This window comes from Streptomyces sp. NRRL S-1022 (assembly GCF_000720135.1).
Taxonomy (GTDB): Bacteria; Actinomycetota; Actinomycetes; order Streptomycetales; family Streptomycetaceae; genus Streptomyces.
The window spans coordinates 42,496-56,465 of sequence record NZ_JOIU01000028.1 but is presented as its reverse complement, the minus strand read 5'-3'; the positions used below and the strand labels follow the sequence as shown (position 1 = coordinate 56,465).

Annotated in this window: 19 protein-coding genes; 17 read left to right on the top strand and 2 right to left on the bottom strand. The window is 73.0% G+C overall.

Features of this window, described 5'->3' with window-relative positions; translation table 11 throughout:
* The 6 genes from IG05_RS48570 (at nucleotide 1) to IG05_RS0133515 (ending at nucleotide 4,006) form a co-directional block, all read left to right on the top strand.
* Nucleotides 1-165: a hypothetical protein gene (locus tag IG05_RS48570; protein ID WP_030347835.1), complete on the top strand. Its 165-nt coding sequence runs from the start codon at nucleotides 1-3 to the stop codon at nucleotides 163-165.
* Nucleotides 156-812 carry an imidazole glycerol phosphate synthase subunit HisH gene (gene hisH / locus IG05_RS0133535; RefSeq protein ID WP_037815157.1) on the top strand — a complete coding sequence of 219 codons (657 nt, stop codon included), beginning with the start codon at nucleotides 156-158 and terminating at the stop codon, nucleotides 810-812. The genes IG05_RS48570 and hisH overlap by 10 nt, the downstream gene beginning before the upstream one ends.
* Before the next feature lie 3 nt (nucleotides 813-815).
* On the top strand, nucleotides 816-1,541 hold the full coding sequence (gene priA, locus IG05_RS0133530; RefSeq protein ID WP_030347833.1) for a bifunctional 1-(5-phosphoribosyl)-5-((5-phosphoribosylamino)methylideneamino)imidazole-4-carboxamide isomerase/phosphoribosylanthranilate isomerase PriA: 726 nt from the start codon (nucleotides 816-818) through the stop codon (nucleotides 1,539-1,541).
* The gene (locus IG05_RS0133525; RefSeq protein WP_030347832.1) at nucleotides 1,538-1,933 is read left to right on the top strand and encodes a RidA family protein; all 396 of its coding nucleotides are present in this window, start codon (nucleotides 1,538-1,540) and stop codon (nucleotides 1,931-1,933) included. Before priA ends, IG05_RS0133525 begins: the two co-directional genes overlap by 4 nt.
* Entirely contained in the window at nucleotides 1,930-2,685 is a 756-nt protein-coding gene (gene hisF / locus IG05_RS0133520) for an imidazole glycerol phosphate synthase subunit HisF (protein ID WP_030347831.1), read from the top strand. Before IG05_RS0133525 ends, hisF begins: the two co-directional genes overlap by 4 nt.
* Before the next feature lie 82 nt (nucleotides 2,686-2,767).
* Entirely contained in the window at nucleotides 2,768-4,006 is a 1,239-nt protein-coding gene (locus tag IG05_RS0133515) for an MFS transporter (protein WP_030347830.1), read from the top strand.
* 7 nt (nucleotides 4,007-4,013) lie between these two features.
* Here the strand turns inward: IG05_RS0133515 and IG05_RS0133510 are convergent, their stop codons facing one another.
* Entirely contained in the window at nucleotides 4,014-4,412 is a 399-nt protein-coding gene (locus IG05_RS0133510) for a VOC family protein (RefSeq protein WP_030347829.1), read from the bottom strand.
* An 11-nt stretch (nucleotides 4,413-4,423) separates the two neighbouring features.
* Nucleotides 4,424-5,059: a TIGR03085 family metal-binding protein gene (locus IG05_RS0133505; RefSeq protein ID WP_030347828.1), complete on the bottom strand. Its 636-nt coding sequence runs from the start codon at nucleotides 5,057-5,059 to the stop codon at nucleotides 4,424-4,426.
* Nucleotides 5,060-5,136: 77 nt separating this feature from the next.
* Here IG05_RS0133505 and hisI point away from each other — a divergent pair, with 77 nt between their 5' ends.
* The 11 genes from hisI to lgt all read left to right on the top strand — a co-directional run bounded on the left by hisI (nucleotide 5,137) and on the right by lgt (nucleotide 13,946).
* Nucleotides 5,137-5,538 (top strand): phosphoribosyl-AMP cyclohydrolase, encoded by a 402-nt coding sequence (gene hisI / locus IG05_RS0133500; protein WP_030347827.1) that lies wholly within the window; start codon nucleotides 5,137-5,139, stop codon nucleotides 5,536-5,538.
* A gap of 11 nt (nucleotides 5,539-5,549) precedes the next feature.
* Nucleotides 5,550-7,028 (top strand): anthranilate synthase component I, encoded by a 1,479-nt coding sequence (locus tag IG05_RS0133495; protein WP_030347826.1) that lies wholly within the window; start codon nucleotides 5,550-5,552, stop codon nucleotides 7,026-7,028.
* A 69-nt stretch (nucleotides 7,029-7,097) separates the two neighbouring features.
* Nucleotides 7,098-7,736, top strand: coding sequence for a TIGR02234 family membrane protein (locus tag IG05_RS0133490; RefSeq protein ID WP_030347825.1), 639 nt, complete (start codon nucleotides 7,098-7,100; stop codon nucleotides 7,734-7,736).
* A 126-nt stretch (nucleotides 7,737-7,862) separates the two neighbouring features.
* A complete protein-coding gene (locus tag IG05_RS0133485) occupies nucleotides 7,863-8,120 on the top strand; it encodes an HGxxPAAW family protein (protein WP_030347824.1) in 258 nt (85 codons plus the stop codon).
* Nucleotides 8,121-8,248: 128 nt separating this feature from the next.
* Nucleotides 8,249-8,680, top strand: a complete 432-nt coding sequence (locus IG05_RS0133480; RefSeq protein WP_030347823.1) for a DUF2752 domain-containing protein — start codon at nucleotides 8,249-8,251, stop codon at nucleotides 8,678-8,680.
* Nucleotides 8,681-8,813: 133 nt separating this feature from the next.
* Entirely contained in the window at nucleotides 8,814-9,623 is an 810-nt protein-coding gene (gene trpC, locus IG05_RS0133475; RefSeq protein ID WP_030347822.1) for an indole-3-glycerol phosphate synthase TrpC, read from the top strand.
* A 20-nt stretch (nucleotides 9,624-9,643) separates the two neighbouring features.
* Entirely contained in the window at nucleotides 9,644-9,823 is a 180-nt protein-coding gene (gene trpM, locus IG05_RS50735; protein WP_078894663.1) for a tryptophan biosynthesis modulator TrpM, read from the top strand.
* A 96-nt stretch (nucleotides 9,824-9,919) separates the two neighbouring features.
* Nucleotides 9,920-11,203, top strand: a complete 1,284-nt coding sequence (gene trpB / locus IG05_RS0133470) for a tryptophan synthase subunit beta (RefSeq protein ID WP_030347821.1) — start codon at nucleotides 9,920-9,922, stop codon at nucleotides 11,201-11,203.
* Nucleotides 11,200-12,018, top strand: a complete 819-nt coding sequence (trpA, locus tag IG05_RS0133465; RefSeq protein ID WP_030347820.1) for a tryptophan synthase subunit alpha — start codon at nucleotides 11,200-11,202, stop codon at nucleotides 12,016-12,018. Before trpB ends, trpA begins: the two co-directional genes overlap by 4 nt.
* Before the next feature lie 97 nt (nucleotides 12,019-12,115).
* Nucleotides 12,116-12,889, top strand: coding sequence for a DsbA family protein (locus IG05_RS0133460; RefSeq protein ID WP_030347819.1), 774 nt, complete (start codon nucleotides 12,116-12,118; stop codon nucleotides 12,887-12,889).
* 82 nt (nucleotides 12,890-12,971) lie between these two features.
* A complete protein-coding gene (lgt, locus tag IG05_RS0133455; protein WP_030347818.1) occupies nucleotides 12,972-13,946 on the top strand; it encodes a prolipoprotein diacylglyceryl transferase in 975 nt (324 codons plus the stop codon).
* Nucleotides 13,947-13,970 lie beyond the last annotated feature (24 nt).

Below are 13,970 nucleotides of genomic sequence, written 5' to 3'. Positions count from 1 at the left end.
ATGACCGGTCTGTCGACCCTCCTGATCGTCGTCGGCCTCTTCCTGGTCGGCGGCATCGTCTCCTTCGTCAAGCAGAAGATGCCCACCAGCCTGATCGTGCTGCTCTCGATCGGCGCGGGCCTGTGCCTGGTGGCGGGCGTCATGCGGCTGGAGGTGTGGAATTGAGCACCGCGTCCACCCCCAAGAAGGTCGTCGTCTTCGACTACGGCTTCGGCAACGTCCGCTCCGCCGAGCGGGCCCTGGCGCGCGTGGGCGCCGACGTCGAGATCACGCGTGACTTCGACAAGGCGATGAACGCCGACGGTCTGCTGGTGCCGGGCGTCGGTGCGTTCGCCGCCTGCATGCAGGGCCTGCGCGCCGCCCGCGGCGACTGGGTCGTGGACCGCCGGCTGTCCGGCGGCCGCCCGGTCATGGGCATCTGCGTCGGCATGCAGATCCTCTTCGCGCGCGGCATCGAGCACGGTGTGGAGGCCGAGGGCCTGGACGAGTGGCCCGGCACGGTCGAGCCCCTCCAGGCCGGCGTCGTGCCCCACATGGGCTGGAACACCGTCGACGCCCCCGCCGGCTCGCAGCTGTTCGCCGGCCTGGACGCCGACGCCCGCTTCTACTTCGTGCACTCCTACGCCGTCCACGAGTGGCGCATGGAGTCGCACAACCCGGTGATCGAGGCCCCCAAGGTCACCTGGACGACGCACGGCAAGCCGTTCGTGGCCGCCGTGGAGAACGGCGCCCTGTGGGCCACCCAGTTCCACCCCGAGAAGTCCGGCGACGCCGGTGCCCAGCTCCTCACCAACTGGATCGGAACCCTGTAGACCATGGCCAAGCTCGAACTCCTCCCCGCCGTCGACGTCCGCGACGGCCAGGCCGTCCGCCTCGTGCACGGCGAGTCCGGGACCGAGACCTCCTACGGCTCCCCGCTGGAGGCCGCCCTCGCCTGGCAGCGCTCCGGCGCCGAGTGGCTGCACCTGGTCGACCTGGACGCCGCGTTCGGCACCGGGGACAACCGCGCGCTGATCGCCGAGGTCGCGGGCGCGATGGACATCAAGGTGGAGCTGTCCGGCGGCATCCGCGACGACGACACCCTCGCGGCGGCACTCGCCACCGGCTGCACCCGGGTGAACCTCGGCACGGCGGCCCTGGAGACCCCCGAGTGGGTCGCCAAGGTCATCGCCGAGCACGGCGACAAGATCGCCGTCGGCCTGGACGTACGCGGCACCACCCTGCGCGGACGCGGCTGGACCCGCGACGGCGGCGACCTGTACGAGACGCTGGCGCGCCTCGACAAGGAGGGCTGCGCCCGCTACGTCGTCACCGACATCGCCAAGGACGGCACGCTCCAGGGCCCGAACCTGGAGCTGCTGAAGAACGTGTGCGCGGCGACGGACCGCCCGGTCGTGGCGTCGGGCGGCGTGTCCTCGCTCGACGACCTGCGCGCCCTCGCCGACCTGGTGCCCCTCGGTGTCGAGGGCGCCATCGTCGGGAAGGCCCTGTACGCGAAGGCGTTCACCCTGGAAGAGGCCCTGGAGGCGGTGGCCCGGTGAGCGACGTACGACGTGTGAACACCGGCGCGCCCTGGGAGGAGGAGTTCGGCTACTCCCGCGCGGTGGAGCTGCCGAACGGACTGGTGCTGGTCTCGGGCTGCACGTCCATCATCGACGGGCAGATCGCCGGAGGCGGCCCGTACGAGCAGGCGATCAACTCCTTCAACGTCGCGTTGGCGGCGCTGGGGCGGCTGGGGCTCGGCCGGGACGACGTCGTGCGGACGCGCATGTACCTCACGCACGCCCGGGACGTGGAGGAGGTCGGCCGTGCCCACAAGGAGCTGTTCGACACCGTCCGGCCCGCCGCGTCCATGATCATCGTCTCCGGTCTCGTCGACCCCAGTCTCGTCGTCGAGGTCGAGGTGGAGGCGTTCCGAGGAGTGTCCGCATGACCTTGGCCGTACGAGTCATCCCCTGCCTGGACGTGGACAACGGCCGGGTCGTCAAGGGCGTCAACTTCCAGAACCTGCGTGACGCGGGCGACCCCGTCGAGATGGCCAAGGTGTACGACGCCGAGGGCGCCGACGAGCTGACGTTCCTGGACATCACCGCGTCCTCCGGCAACCGGGAGACGACCTATGACGTGGTGCGCCGCACCGCCGAACAGGTGTTCATCCCGCTGACCGTGGGCGGCGGCGTCCGCACGGCCGAGGACGTGGACAAGCTGCTGCGGGCGGGCGCCGACAAGGTGGGCGTGAACACCGCCGCGATCGCCCGCCCCGAACTGATCCGCGAGATCGCCGAGCGCTTCGGCCGCCAGGTCCTGGTCCTGTCGGTCGACGCCCGCCGCACCCCCGGCGGCACCTTCGAGGTCACCACCCACGGCGGCCGGCGCGGCACCGGCATCGACGCGGTGGAGTGGGCGCACCGGGCGGCCGAACTGGGCGCGGGGGAGATCCTGCTGAACTCCATGGACGCGGACGGCACGAAGGACGGCTACGACCTGGAGATGATCGCGGCGGTCCGCAAGCACGTCACCGTCCCGGTGATCGCCTCCGGCGGCGCCGGCCGGCTCACCGACTTCCCCCCGGCCATCGAGTCCGGCGCGGACGCGGTCCTGGCCGCCTCGGTCTTCCACTTCGGCGATCTCCGCATCGCCGAGGTGAAACAGACCCTCCGCAACGCGGGCCACCCCGTCCGGTAGCCCACCTCCTGAGGCCCCGGCCGAGCGGCCGGGGCCGCACTCTGCCGACGAACACCGAAGAAAGACTGCGCAAGGGGCTTCCGTGACCGCCACGCTCGTGCCGTCGGCTGTCGGGCAGGCCCATCGTGATCCGAACGTGCTGCGGTGGCTCGGGGCCTACACCGCCTCGATGCTGGGGGACGGCGTCTACTACCTCGCGCTGTCCTGGGCCGCCGTCCAGGCCGGTACGCCCGCGCAGGCCGGGCTGGTGATGTCGGCGAGTGCCCTGCCCAGGGCCCTGCTGATGCTCGGCGGGGGTGTGATCGCGGACCGGCTGGGGCCGAGACGGGTCGTGATCGGGAGTGACGCCGTACGGTGCGGCGCCGTGCTCGCCGTGGCGGCGCTGCTGTTCCTCACCAGCCCCGGGCTGTGGCCGCTGGCCCTGCTCGCGGGGGTGTTCGGCGCCGTCGACGCCGTTTTCCTGCCCGCCGTGGGCGCGCTGCCGCCCCGCATCACCGGCAAGGACCAGCTCGCCCGGGTCCAGGGCATGCGCGGCCTCGCCCTCCGCTCCGCGAACGTCGTGGGCGCCCCGCTCGGCGGACTCGGCGTGGCACTTGGCGGCGCCCCGGCCGCCTTCGCCCTCGCCGGGGCGCTCATCGCCGTCTCGGTGCCGCTGCTGGTCTCCGTACGCGTACGGGACCTGCCGCGGGACGACACCCCCCGCGCGGCACGCACCGCCCGGAGCGACCTCAGGGCGGGCCTGCGGTACGTCCGCCGGCACCGGGTCCTCGGCCCGCTGATGCTCGCCATCGCCCTCGGCGACCTGGGTTTCGTCGGCCCCCTGAACGTGGGACTCACCCTGCTCGCCGACCGCCGCGGCTGGGGCGCCCCCGGCATGGGCTGGGTGCTGGCCGGGTTCGGCACCGGCGCGGGAGCCGCCTCCCTGCTGCTCGCCGTCCGGGGCCGGCTGCCGCGGGCCGGACTCCTCGCCGGGTGCGCCATCCTCGCGGGTTCGGTGGCCGTCGGCGCCCTCGCCCACGTCCCGGCCCTCCCGGCCGCCGTGGGTACGGCCGCACTCGTCGGCCTGCTCACCGGCCTGAGCGGCGCCCTGTGCGGCGCCCTGCTCCAGACCCAGGCCGACCCCGCCTACCTCGGCCGGGTCACCTCCGTCTCCAGCCTGGTCAGCCTCGGCCTCACCCCGCTCAGCATGCCGCTGGCCGCCGCCGCGGCCGGCACCTGGGGACTCGGCCCGGTCTACGCCGTCAGCGCCGCCGTCTGCGGCCTCGGCGGGGTCGTCGCCCTCGCCGTACCGGGCCTGCGCCGCGCCGAACTCCCCGACTGACCGCGCCTCACCCCCGGGGCTGCACCAGCTGCACCAGATTGCCCACCGAGTCGTCGAACACCGCCGCCAGCACCGGGCCCTGCTCCCGCGGCGGATGCGTGAAGCGGACACCGAGACCGCGCAGCCGCTCGTACTCGGCCCGGATGTCGTCCACCGAGAAGACGATGCACGGCAGCCCCGCCTCGTACAGCGCCCGGCGGTACGGCTCCGCGATCGGGCCCTGCCCGGGCTCCAGCAGCAACTGGAGATCCCGCTGGGCCCCGTCCGGCGCGCCGACCGTCACGAACAGGGTGCCGTCGCCCAGGTCCATGTGGGTGCGGGTCTCGAAGCCCAGGACACCGGTGTAGAAGGCGTGCGCCGTGGCCACGTCGTCCACGAACACGCCGGTCATCGCCACCTTGATCACGGGCCGGCCCTTCAGATGCCCAGCTGCCTGGACTCGTGCAGCCGGTCGATCGCCTCCGCGTCGCCGTCCAGGTCCACTCTGGCCGCCTGCTGCCGGCCGTAGGCGAACATCAGCAGCTCCGACGGCTCCCCGGTCACCGTGACCACCGGGGTGCCCCGGTGCGCCACCGCCGTCTGGCCGTCCGGCCGGCGCAGCACCAGACCCGTCGGCACACCCCGGCCCATCAGCCGCGCCGTCCGCTCCAGCCGGGCCCACAGCGTGTCCTGGAAGACGGGGTCCAGCTCGCGCGGCGTCCAGTCCGGCTGGGCGCGGCGGACGTCCTCCGTGTGGACGTAGAACTCCACGATGTTGGCCGCCTCGTCCACCTGCTTGAGCTGGAAGGGCGAGAACCGCGGCGGGCCGGTACGGATCAGCTGGATCAGCTCCTCGTACGGCTTCGCGGCGTACTCGGCCATCACCTTCTCCAGGCGCGGCGCGAGCTGCTTGATCAGCGTGCCCCCGGCCGCGTCCGGGCGCCGCTCACGGACGATCACGTGCGCGGCCAGGTCCCGGGCCCGCCAGCCCTCGCAGAGGGTTCCGGCGTCCGGACCGACGGTTTCCAAGAGGTCGGCGAGAAGGAGCCGTTCACGCTTGGCGAAGGTCGACATGCTGCCAGCCTACGACGGTGGTCCGGTCAATGGACGCCATGACCGTGCCGCCGGTGCCGCGCGGCACAATGGCACTCATGACCAGTACGACCGGCAGCCCCCGGCCCAGCAGCCTCGACCCGGAGATCGCCGCGCGGCTCAAGCGCAGCGCCGACGGGCTCGTCCCCGCCATCGCCCAGCAGTACGACACCGGCGAGGTGCTCATGCTCGGCTGGATGGACGACGAGGCACTGCACCGGACGCTCACCACCGGCCGCTGCACCTACTGGTCCCGCAGCCGCCGGGAGTACTGGGTCAAGGGCGACACCTCCGGCCACGTCCAGTGGGTGAGGTCGGTCGCGCTGGACTGCGACGCCGACACCCTGCTGGTCAAGGTCGACCAGGTGGGCGCCGCCTGCCACACCGGCGCCCGCACCTGCTTCGACGAGGACGTGCTGCTCAAGGACGCCGGTCCCGGCGCACCCGGCTCCGGTCAGTAAGGTCAGCGGCCATGGAACTGGAGACTTTCCGCAAGCTGGCCACCGACCGGCGTGTCATCCCGGTCACGCGCAAGCTCCTCGCCGACGGCGACACCCCGGTCGCGCTCTACCGCAAGCTGGCCGCCGAGCGACCCGGCACCTTCCTGCTGGAGTCCGCGGAGAACGGCCGTTCCTGGTCCCGCTACTCCTTCGTCGGCGTCCGCAGCGCCGCCACGCTCACCGCCCGGGACGGGCAGGCCCACTGGCTCGGCACCCCGCCCGTCGGCGTCCCCACCGACGGCGACCCCCTCGCGGCCCTGCGCGCCACCCTCGAGGCGCTGCACACCCCGCACCAGGAGGGCCTGCCGCCCTTCACCGGCGGCATGGTCGGCTACCTGGGCTACGACATCGTCCGCCGCCTGGAGAAGATCGGCCCCGGCGAGCGCGACGACCTGAAGCTGCCCGAGCTGACCATGCTGCTCACCAGCGACCTCGCGGTGATGGACCACTGGGAGGGCTCCGTCCTGCTGATCGCCAACGCGATCAACCACAACGACCTGGACACCGGCGTCGACGAGGCGTACGCGGACGCCGTGGCCCGCCTGGACGCCATGGAGGCGGACCTGTCCCGCCCGGTCGCCCAGCCCCCGGCCCACCTGCCGCCCTCCGAGCTGCCCGAATACACCGCCCTGTGGGGCGGCCCCGACTTCCAGCGGGCCGTCGAGGACGTCAAGGAACGCATCCGCGCGGGCGAGGCCTTCCAGGTCGTGCCCTCCCAGCGCTTCGAGACCCCGTGCACGGCGAGCGCCCTGGACGTCTACCGGGTGCTGCGGGCCACCAACCCCTCGCCGTACATGTACCTGTTCCGCTTCGACGGGTTCGACGTCGTCGGCTCCTCCCCGGAAGCGCTGGTGAAGGTCGAGGACGGGCGCGCGATGGTGCACCCCATCGCCGGCACCCGGCACCGCGGCGCCACCCCGCAGGAGGACCAGGCCCTCGCCGAGGAACTGCTCGCCGACCCCAAGGAGCGCGCCGAGCACCTGATGCTGGTCGACCTCGGGCGCAACGACCTCGGCCGGGTCTGCGAGCCCGGTTCGGTCGAGGTGGTCGACTTCATGTCCGTCGAGCGGTACTCGCACGTGATGCACATCGTCTCCACCGTCACCGGCACGGTGGCGCCCGGCCGCACGGCCTTCGACGTGCTCACCGCGTGCTTCCCGGCAGGCACCCTCTCGGGCGCGCCGAAGCCCCGCGCGATGCAGATCATCGACGAGCTGGAGCCGTCCCGGCGCGGCCTGTACGGCGGCTGCGTCGGCTACCTGGACTTCGCCGGCGACTCCGACACCGCCATCGCCATCCGTACGGCCCTGCTCCGCGACGGCACGGCCTACGTCCAGGCGGGCGCCGGCATCGTCGCCGACTCCGATCCGGTCGCGGAGGACCAGGAGTGCCGCAACAAGGCGGCCGCGGTGCTGCGGGCGGTGCACACGGCGAACCGCCTCGGGCGATAGGCGCTCGCCGGCGACAGGGCGCTTCTCACAGGAACCCCGGGTGACGGTTCACCCGGGGTTCAGGCGATAGTGGAGTACGTGACTGCCGTACCTCACCCCTCTTCCGAAGCCGCCGCGCCCGCCCGGTCCGGCCGGCGGAGCCTCGCCGTGGCCCTCCTGTGCGGCGCGCTCGGCGCGGCCGTGGCACTGCTCGCGAGCCGGCAGCGCTGGGCGGAGGGCACCGCCACGGTGGCCGGCGGCGCGTTCCCGCTGACCGCCAAGGGCAGCGACGTCACGGGCGTGCCCGCGGCCCTCGCCATAGTGGGTCTCGCCGCCCTCGTCGCCGTCTTCGCCGTCCGCGGCACCGGCCGGTTCCTCGTCTCCGGGCTGCTCGCGCTGTCCGGCGCCGGGATCGTCACCGCGGCCCTGGCGGCCGCCTCCGACGGCTCCGCCCTGGACGACGAGGCCGCCAAGGCGAGCGGCGACACCTCCGCCACGGTCGCCGCGCTCACCCACACCGGCTGGCCCTACGTCGCGGCCGCCGGCGGACTGCTGATCCTGCTCGCCGGCCTGCTCGCCCTGCGCTACGGCAGCCGGTGGCCCGCGATGTCCGGGCGCTACGAACGCGGTACCGCCCGCCCGCGGCGCACGGCCCGGCCGGCCGACCCGGAGCGTCCCGAGGAGATCTGGAAGGCCCTGGACCGCGGCGAGGACCCGACGGGCGCCTGACCGGCGGGGCGGGACCGGTGTGGTGAAACAGACGCCACCCCCGCGTCCGGCACACGTGCGCGTACGGGACAATGGACGACGAGCGTCCGGCTCGTAGGACACACAGACAGCAACGAGGAGCAAGTCATGGCGGGCAGCAGCCACGGTCACACCCCGGCCGCCTGGACCGGTGTCATCATCGCCTTCATCGGTTTCTGCGTCGCGGGTGCCTTCATGGTGATGGCCCAGCCCGTCGGCTTCTGGGCCGGCATGGTCATCACGGTCCTCGGTGGTGTGGTCGGTGCCATCATGCGCGCCATGGGCCTCGGCCAGCCGAAGCAGTCACGGGCCCTGCCGCACGCTGCGCCGGCGGCCAGGCGGGAGCCGGCCGCCGCGGAGAGCTGAGCCACGGGTTTCCCGCGCGGGCGGTCCGGCATCCCCCGGGGATGCGGGCCGCCTTTTGCGTGCGCCGGCACCGGGCCGGCCGCGCGGCCGGGCGGGCGGGCCCGTGTCCGCCGGGGCAGAATGCCCGCGTGAACGCCTGTAGCCGTCCGGCCCCGTCCCTCCCGTCCGCCTGGCGGCGGGTCGCCGTCCCGGCGGCCGTGCTCGGGGCCGTCGCGGGGGCCTTCGGGTACGTCGGCGCCGTCGACCCGGGCGAACCCGGTCACTACCCCGTCTGCCCGCTGTACCGGCTCACCGGGCTGTACTGCCCGGGCTGCGGCGGGCTGCGCAGCGCGCACGCCTTCGTGCACGGCGATCTGCTCGCCGCGCTGCGCGACAACGCGCTCGGCGTGGCCGCCTACCTGGGCTTCGCCGTGCTGTGGGCCGTCTGGGTGGCCCGCGCGGCGCGCGGCCGGCCGCTGCGGATCGACCTCGGACCGGCCCCGCTGTGGGCCCTCGGCGCGGTCCTGCTGGTGTTCACCGTCGTCCGGAACCTGCCGTTCGGCGGCTGGCTCCACCCCTGATCGAGTGAAATGTCCAGGTAGTGGGACCGCGGTCGGACGGATGCGGGGCCTCGGCCGTCCTGCGGATACCATCGCATTGACCACAGGTTTTCAGAACCTCGAAGGAACCACCGTCTGGAAGGGGGCCGCTCGCGTGAGTGTGCTCGACGAGATCATCGACGGAGTCCGTGCCGACCTCGCGGAGCGGCAGGCACGCGTCACCCTCGACGAGCTCAAGGAGCGCGCGGCCAAGGCCCACGCCGCCAAGGACGGGGTGGCCGCGCTCAAGGGCGACGGCGTCAAGGTGATCTGCGAGGTCAAGCGCTCCAGCCCCTCCAAGGGCGCGTTGGCGGCGATCGCCGACCCGGCCGGACTCGCCGCGGACTACGAGGCGGGCGGTGCGGCCGTCATCTCCGTACTCACCGAACAGCGCCGCTTCGGCGGCTCGCTCGCCGACCTGGAGGCCGTGCGCTCCCGGGTCGACATCCCCGTCCTGCGCAAGGACTTCATCGTCACGTCGTACCAGCTGTGGGAGGCCCGTGCGTACGGCGCCGACCTCGCCCTGCTGATCGTGGCCGCCCTGGACCAGCCGGCCCTGGAGTCGCTGATCGAGCGGGCCGTGTCCATCGGCCTGACCCCGCTCGTCGAGGTGCACGACGAGGACGAGGCCGAGCGTGCGGTGGACGCGGGCGCCAAGATCATCGGCGTCAACGCGCGCAACCTGAAGACGCTGGAGGTCGACCGCGGCACGTTCGAGCGGGTCGCCCCGGAGATCCCCGACGACATCGTCAAGGTCGCCGAGTCCGGCGTCCGCGGCCCGCACGACCTCATCGCCTACGCCAACGCCGGCGCCGACGCCGTACTGGTCGGCGAGTCCCTGGTGACCGGCCGCGACCCCAAGGCGGCGGTGGCCGACCTGGTGGCGGCGGGCGAGCACCCGGCGCTGCGGCACGGCCGCGGCTGATCCCGCTAGGCTTGGCGCCGATGACCTGCTTCGTGACGACCGTGGACCGGCACGCGCGCCTGGCGCGCGGCTGCCGCCCGCGCGGCTGCCGCGCTCCCGCGCGCCGCGTACACGGCCGCCGCGTGCGGTACGTCATCGGTGACGAACCGGGCCAGGTCAACGGCATGCGATGGCAGCGCCCCCCTCAGGGGCGCGGGTAACTGCGCGATCAGCCACAGAGGACCTGAGGCCGAACGACCAGCCCCGCCCCCACGGCGATCAGTGTTCTTTCACCGCACTCACCGTGAGGTACCGGCATGCCCAGCGATTTCTTCATCCCTGACCCCACCGGCCAGGTGCCCAGCGCCGAGGGCTACTTCGGCGCGTTCGGCGGCAAGTTCATCCCGGAGGCCCTCGTCGCCGCCGTGGACGAGGTCGCCGTCGAGTACGACAAGGCCAAGCACGACCCCGAGTTCGCCCGCGAGCTCGACGACCTGCTGGTCAACTACACCGGCCGTCCGTCGGCGCTCACCGAGGTGCCCCGCTTCGCCGAACACGCCGGCGGCGCGCGGGTGTTCCTCAAGCGCGAGGACCTCAACCACACCGGCTCGCACAAGATCAACAACGTGCTCGGCCAGGCCCTGCTCACCAAGCGCATGGGCAAGACCCGGGTCATCGCCGAGACCGGCGCCGGCCAGCACGGTGTCGCCACGGCCACCGCCTGCGCGCTGTTCGGCCTCGACTGCACCATCTACATGGGCGAGATCGACACCGAGCGGCAGGCCCTCAACGTGGCCCGCATGCGCATGCTCGGTGCCGAGGTCGTCGCCGTGAAGTCCGGCAGCCGCACCCTCAAGGACGCCATCAACGAGGCGTTCCGCGACTGGGTGGCCAACGTCGACCGCACCCACTACCTGTTCGGCACGGTCGCCGGCCCGCACCCCTTCCCGGCCATGGTCCGCGACTTCCACCGGGTCATCGGCGTCGAGGCCCGCCGCCAGCTCCTGGAGCGCGCCGGCCGCCTCCCGGACGCGGCCGTCGCCTGCGTCGGCGGCGGCTCCAACGCCATCGGCCTCTTCCACGCCTTCATCCCCGACGAGGGCGTCCGCCTCATCGGCTGCGAACCCGCCGGGCACGGCATCGAGACCGGCGAGCACGCGGCCACCCTCACCGCCGGCGAACCCGGCATCCTGCACGGCTCCCGGTCCTACGTCCTGCAGGACGAGGAGGGCCAGATCACCGAGCCGTACTCGATCTCCGCCGGCCTGGACTACCCGGGCATCGGACCCGAGCACGCCTACCTGAAGGACTCCGGCCGCGGCGAGTACCGCGCGGTCACCGACGACGCCGCCATGCAGGCCCTGCGCCTGCTGTCGCGGACCGAGGGCATCATCCCGGCCATCGAGAGCGCCCACGCGCTGGCCGGTGCCCTGGAGGTCGGCAGGGAACTGGGCAGGGACGGACTGATCGTCGTCAACCTGTCCGGCCGCGGCGACAAGGACATGGACACCGCCGCCCGCTACTTCGGCCTCTACGACACCGACGCCGAGGTGGCCGCGAACGAAGCCGACACCGCCGAGATCGAGGGGGACGCCAAGTGAGCGGGAACGTGCAGCTGCTGACCGACACCCTCGCCGCCGCCAGGGCCGAGGGCCGCTCCGCGCTCATCGCCTACCTCCCGGCCGGCTTCCCGACCGTGGACGGCGGCATCGACGCGGTCAGGGCCGTCTTCGACGGCGGCGCCGACATCGTCGAGGTCGGTCTGCCGCACAGCGACCCGGTCCTCGACGGCCCGGTCATCCAGACCGCCGACGACATCGCCCTGCGCGGCGGGGTGAAGATCGCCGACGTGATGCGCACGGTCCGGGAGGCCCACGCGGCCACGGGCAAGCCGGTGCTCGTCATGACGTACTGGAACCCCATCGACCGCTACGGCGTGGAGCGCTTCACCGCCGAGCTGGCCGAGGCCGGCGGCGCGGGCTGCATCCTGCCCGACCTGCCCGTGCAGGAATCGGCGCTGTGGCGGGAGCACGCCGAGAAGCACGGCCTGGCGACGGTCTTCGTCGTGGCGCCGAGCAGCAGGGACCAGCGGCTCGCCGAGATCACCGCGGCGGGCAGCGGCTTCGTCTACGCGGCCTCCCTGATGGGCGTCACCGGCACCCGGGAGTCCGTCGGCGCGCAGGCCCAGGACCTGGTCCGGCGCACCCGCGCCACCGGCACCGGACTGCCCGTCTGCGTCGGGCTCGGCGTCTCCAGCCGGGCCCAGGCCGCCGAGGTCGCCGGCTTCGCCGACGGGGTGATCGTGGGTTCGGCGTTCGTGAAGCGGATGCTGGACGCACCGGACGACGCCTCCGGTCTCGCGGCGGTCCGCGAGCTGGCCGGGGAGCTGGCCAAGGGCGTGCGCGGACAGGCGTAACCGCAGGTCACTTTCCTTATCAGAACATCCGGTCACTCGAACGAGTGGACCTCGGTCCGGGGAGGCGCGCTGCGCCTCCCCGGTTCGTTCTGGGGGTGTGAGCGAGAAGAACCGTGACGGAAAGCGCACCGCCCGGGAGCGGCTGGCGGTCGAGCGCGAGAAGCAGAAGGCCGCGGACAAGCGGCGGCGCACGCTGATCGTGGGCGCGAGCGTCGTCTGCGTCCTGGGCCTCGCGGCGGTGGTCGGCGTGCTCGCCGCGAACGCCGGCAAGGGGGAGAAGAGCAGCGCCGGCCCGGCCGTCGCCCCCTCGGGCGCGCAGGGCAAGGACGGCCTCGCGATCCCGGTCGGCAAGGACGGCGCCAGGTCGACGCTCAGCGTCTGGGAGGACTTCCGCTGCCCGGCCTGCCAGGCCTTCGAGATGGCGTACCGGCCGGTGCTCCACGAACTGGCCGACGCCGGCAAGCTCAGAATCGACTACCACCTGGTCCGGCTGATCGACGGCAACCTGGGCGGCAGCGGCTCGCTGCGCGCCGCCAACGCCGCGGCCTGCGCCCAGGACGCGGGCAGGTTCCGCGACTACCACGACGTGTTGTACGCGAACCAGCCCAAGGAGACCGACGACGCCTTCGCCGACAACGGCAAGCTGATCGGGCTGGCGGGCAAGGTGAAGGGCCTCGACACGCCCGCCTTCCGCAAGTGCGTCACCGCCGGCACGCACGACACCTGGGTGAACAAGTCCCAGCAGGCCTTCCGCACCGGCGGCTTCACCGGTACGCCCACGGTCCTGCTCGGCGGCAAGAACATCTACCAGGACCAGACGATGACCCCGGCCAAGCTCAAGCAGATGGTGGAGGCCGCCGACCGCGGGTAAGCGTTTCTCACGCCCCTGTTACGGACCCGTAGCCGGGCTGCTTGCCGTCCCCACGGCCCGGCACGGTAGCGTCGGACCTGCCATGAACCTTGCCTACATCCCCAGCCCGTCGCACGGGGTGCTGTACCTCGGCCCCATCCCGCTGCGCGGCTACGCCTTCTGCATCATCATCGGCGTCTTCGTCGCCGTCTGGCTCGGCAACAAGCGCTGGATCGCCCGCGGCGGGCAGTCCGGCACGGTCGCCGACATCGCCGTCTGGGCCGTGCCGTTCGGCCTCGTCGGCGGCCGGCTCTACCACGTGATCACGGACTACGAGCTGTACTTCAGCGAGGGCCGTGACTGGGTGGACGCCTTCAAGGTGTGGGAGGGCGGCCTGGGCATCTGGGGCGCGATCGCGCTCGGCGCGCTCGGCGCGTGGATCGGCGCACGGCGCCGGGGCGTCCCGCTGCCCGCCTACGCCGACGCCGTCGCGCCCGGCATCGCCTTCGCGCAGGCCATCGGCCGCTGGGGCAACTGGTTCAACCAGGAGCTGTACGGCCACGAGACGCACCTGCCGTGGGCGCTGCACATCACCTCCTCCGAGGGCGGCCGGGTCCCGGGCTACTACCACCCGACCTTCCTCTACGAGTCCCTGTGGTGCATCGGCGTGGGCCTGCTGGTCCTCTGGGCGGACCGCCGCTTCAAGCTGGGCCATGGCCGGGCGTTCGCCCTGTACGTCGCCGCGTACTGCGCGGGCCGCGCCTGGATCGAGTACCTGCGGGTGGACGACGCCCACCACATCCTGGGCGTCCGCCTCAACGTCTGGACGGCGCTGATCGTCTTCCTGCTGGCCGTGGTGTACATGGTGGTGTCGGCGAAGAAGCGGCCCGGGCGGGAAGCCGTCGTCGAGCCGGGCGCCTCCGACGGTGCCGCCGCGGGTGGGGAAGCCCCCGCCGAGGGCGAGGGGAAGACCGACGCCGCCGAGGAGCCCTCCCCGGAGCACGAGCCGACGGACACAGCGAAGAACGCGGCGGAGGACACCACGACGGACGAGGCGGAGTCGGCCGGGAAGAGCTGACCACCGGTCCTGCGACACCGAGGG

Excerpts from the sequence above, each read along its gene's own strand:
- IG05_RS48570 (WP_030347835.1), top strand. The coding sequence starts at position 1 with ATGACCGGTCTGTCGACCCTCCTGATCGTCGTCGGCCTCTTCCTGGTC.
- priA (WP_030347833.1), top strand. The coding sequence starts at position 816 with ATGGCCAAGCTCGAACTCCTCCCCGCCGTCGACGTCCGCGACGGCCAG.
- hisF (WP_030347831.1), top strand. The coding sequence starts at position 1,930 with ATGACCTTGGCCGTACGAGTCATCCCCTGCCTGGACGTGGACAACGGC.
- IG05_RS0133505 (WP_030347828.1), bottom strand. The coding sequence starts at position 5,059 with ATGTCGACCTTCGCCAAGCGTGAACGGCTCCTTCTCGCCGACCTCTTG.
- hisI (WP_030347827.1), top strand. The coding sequence starts at position 5,137 with ATGACCAGTACGACCGGCAGCCCCCGGCCCAGCAGCCTCGACCCGGAG.
- IG05_RS0133495 (WP_030347826.1), top strand. The coding sequence starts at position 5,550 with ATGGAACTGGAGACTTTCCGCAAGCTGGCCACCGACCGGCGTGTCATC.
- IG05_RS0133485 (WP_030347824.1), top strand. The coding sequence starts at position 7,863 with ATGGCGGGCAGCAGCCACGGTCACACCCCGGCCGCCTGGACCGGTGTC.
- trpM (WP_078894663.1), top strand. The coding sequence starts at position 9,644 with ATGACCTGCTTCGTGACGACCGTGGACCGGCACGCGCGCCTGGCGCGC.
- trpB (WP_030347821.1), top strand. The coding sequence starts at position 9,920 with ATGCCCAGCGATTTCTTCATCCCTGACCCCACCGGCCAGGTGCCCAGC.
- lgt (WP_030347818.1), top strand. The coding sequence starts at position 12,972 with ATGAACCTTGCCTACATCCCCAGCCCGTCGCACGGGGTGCTGTACCTC.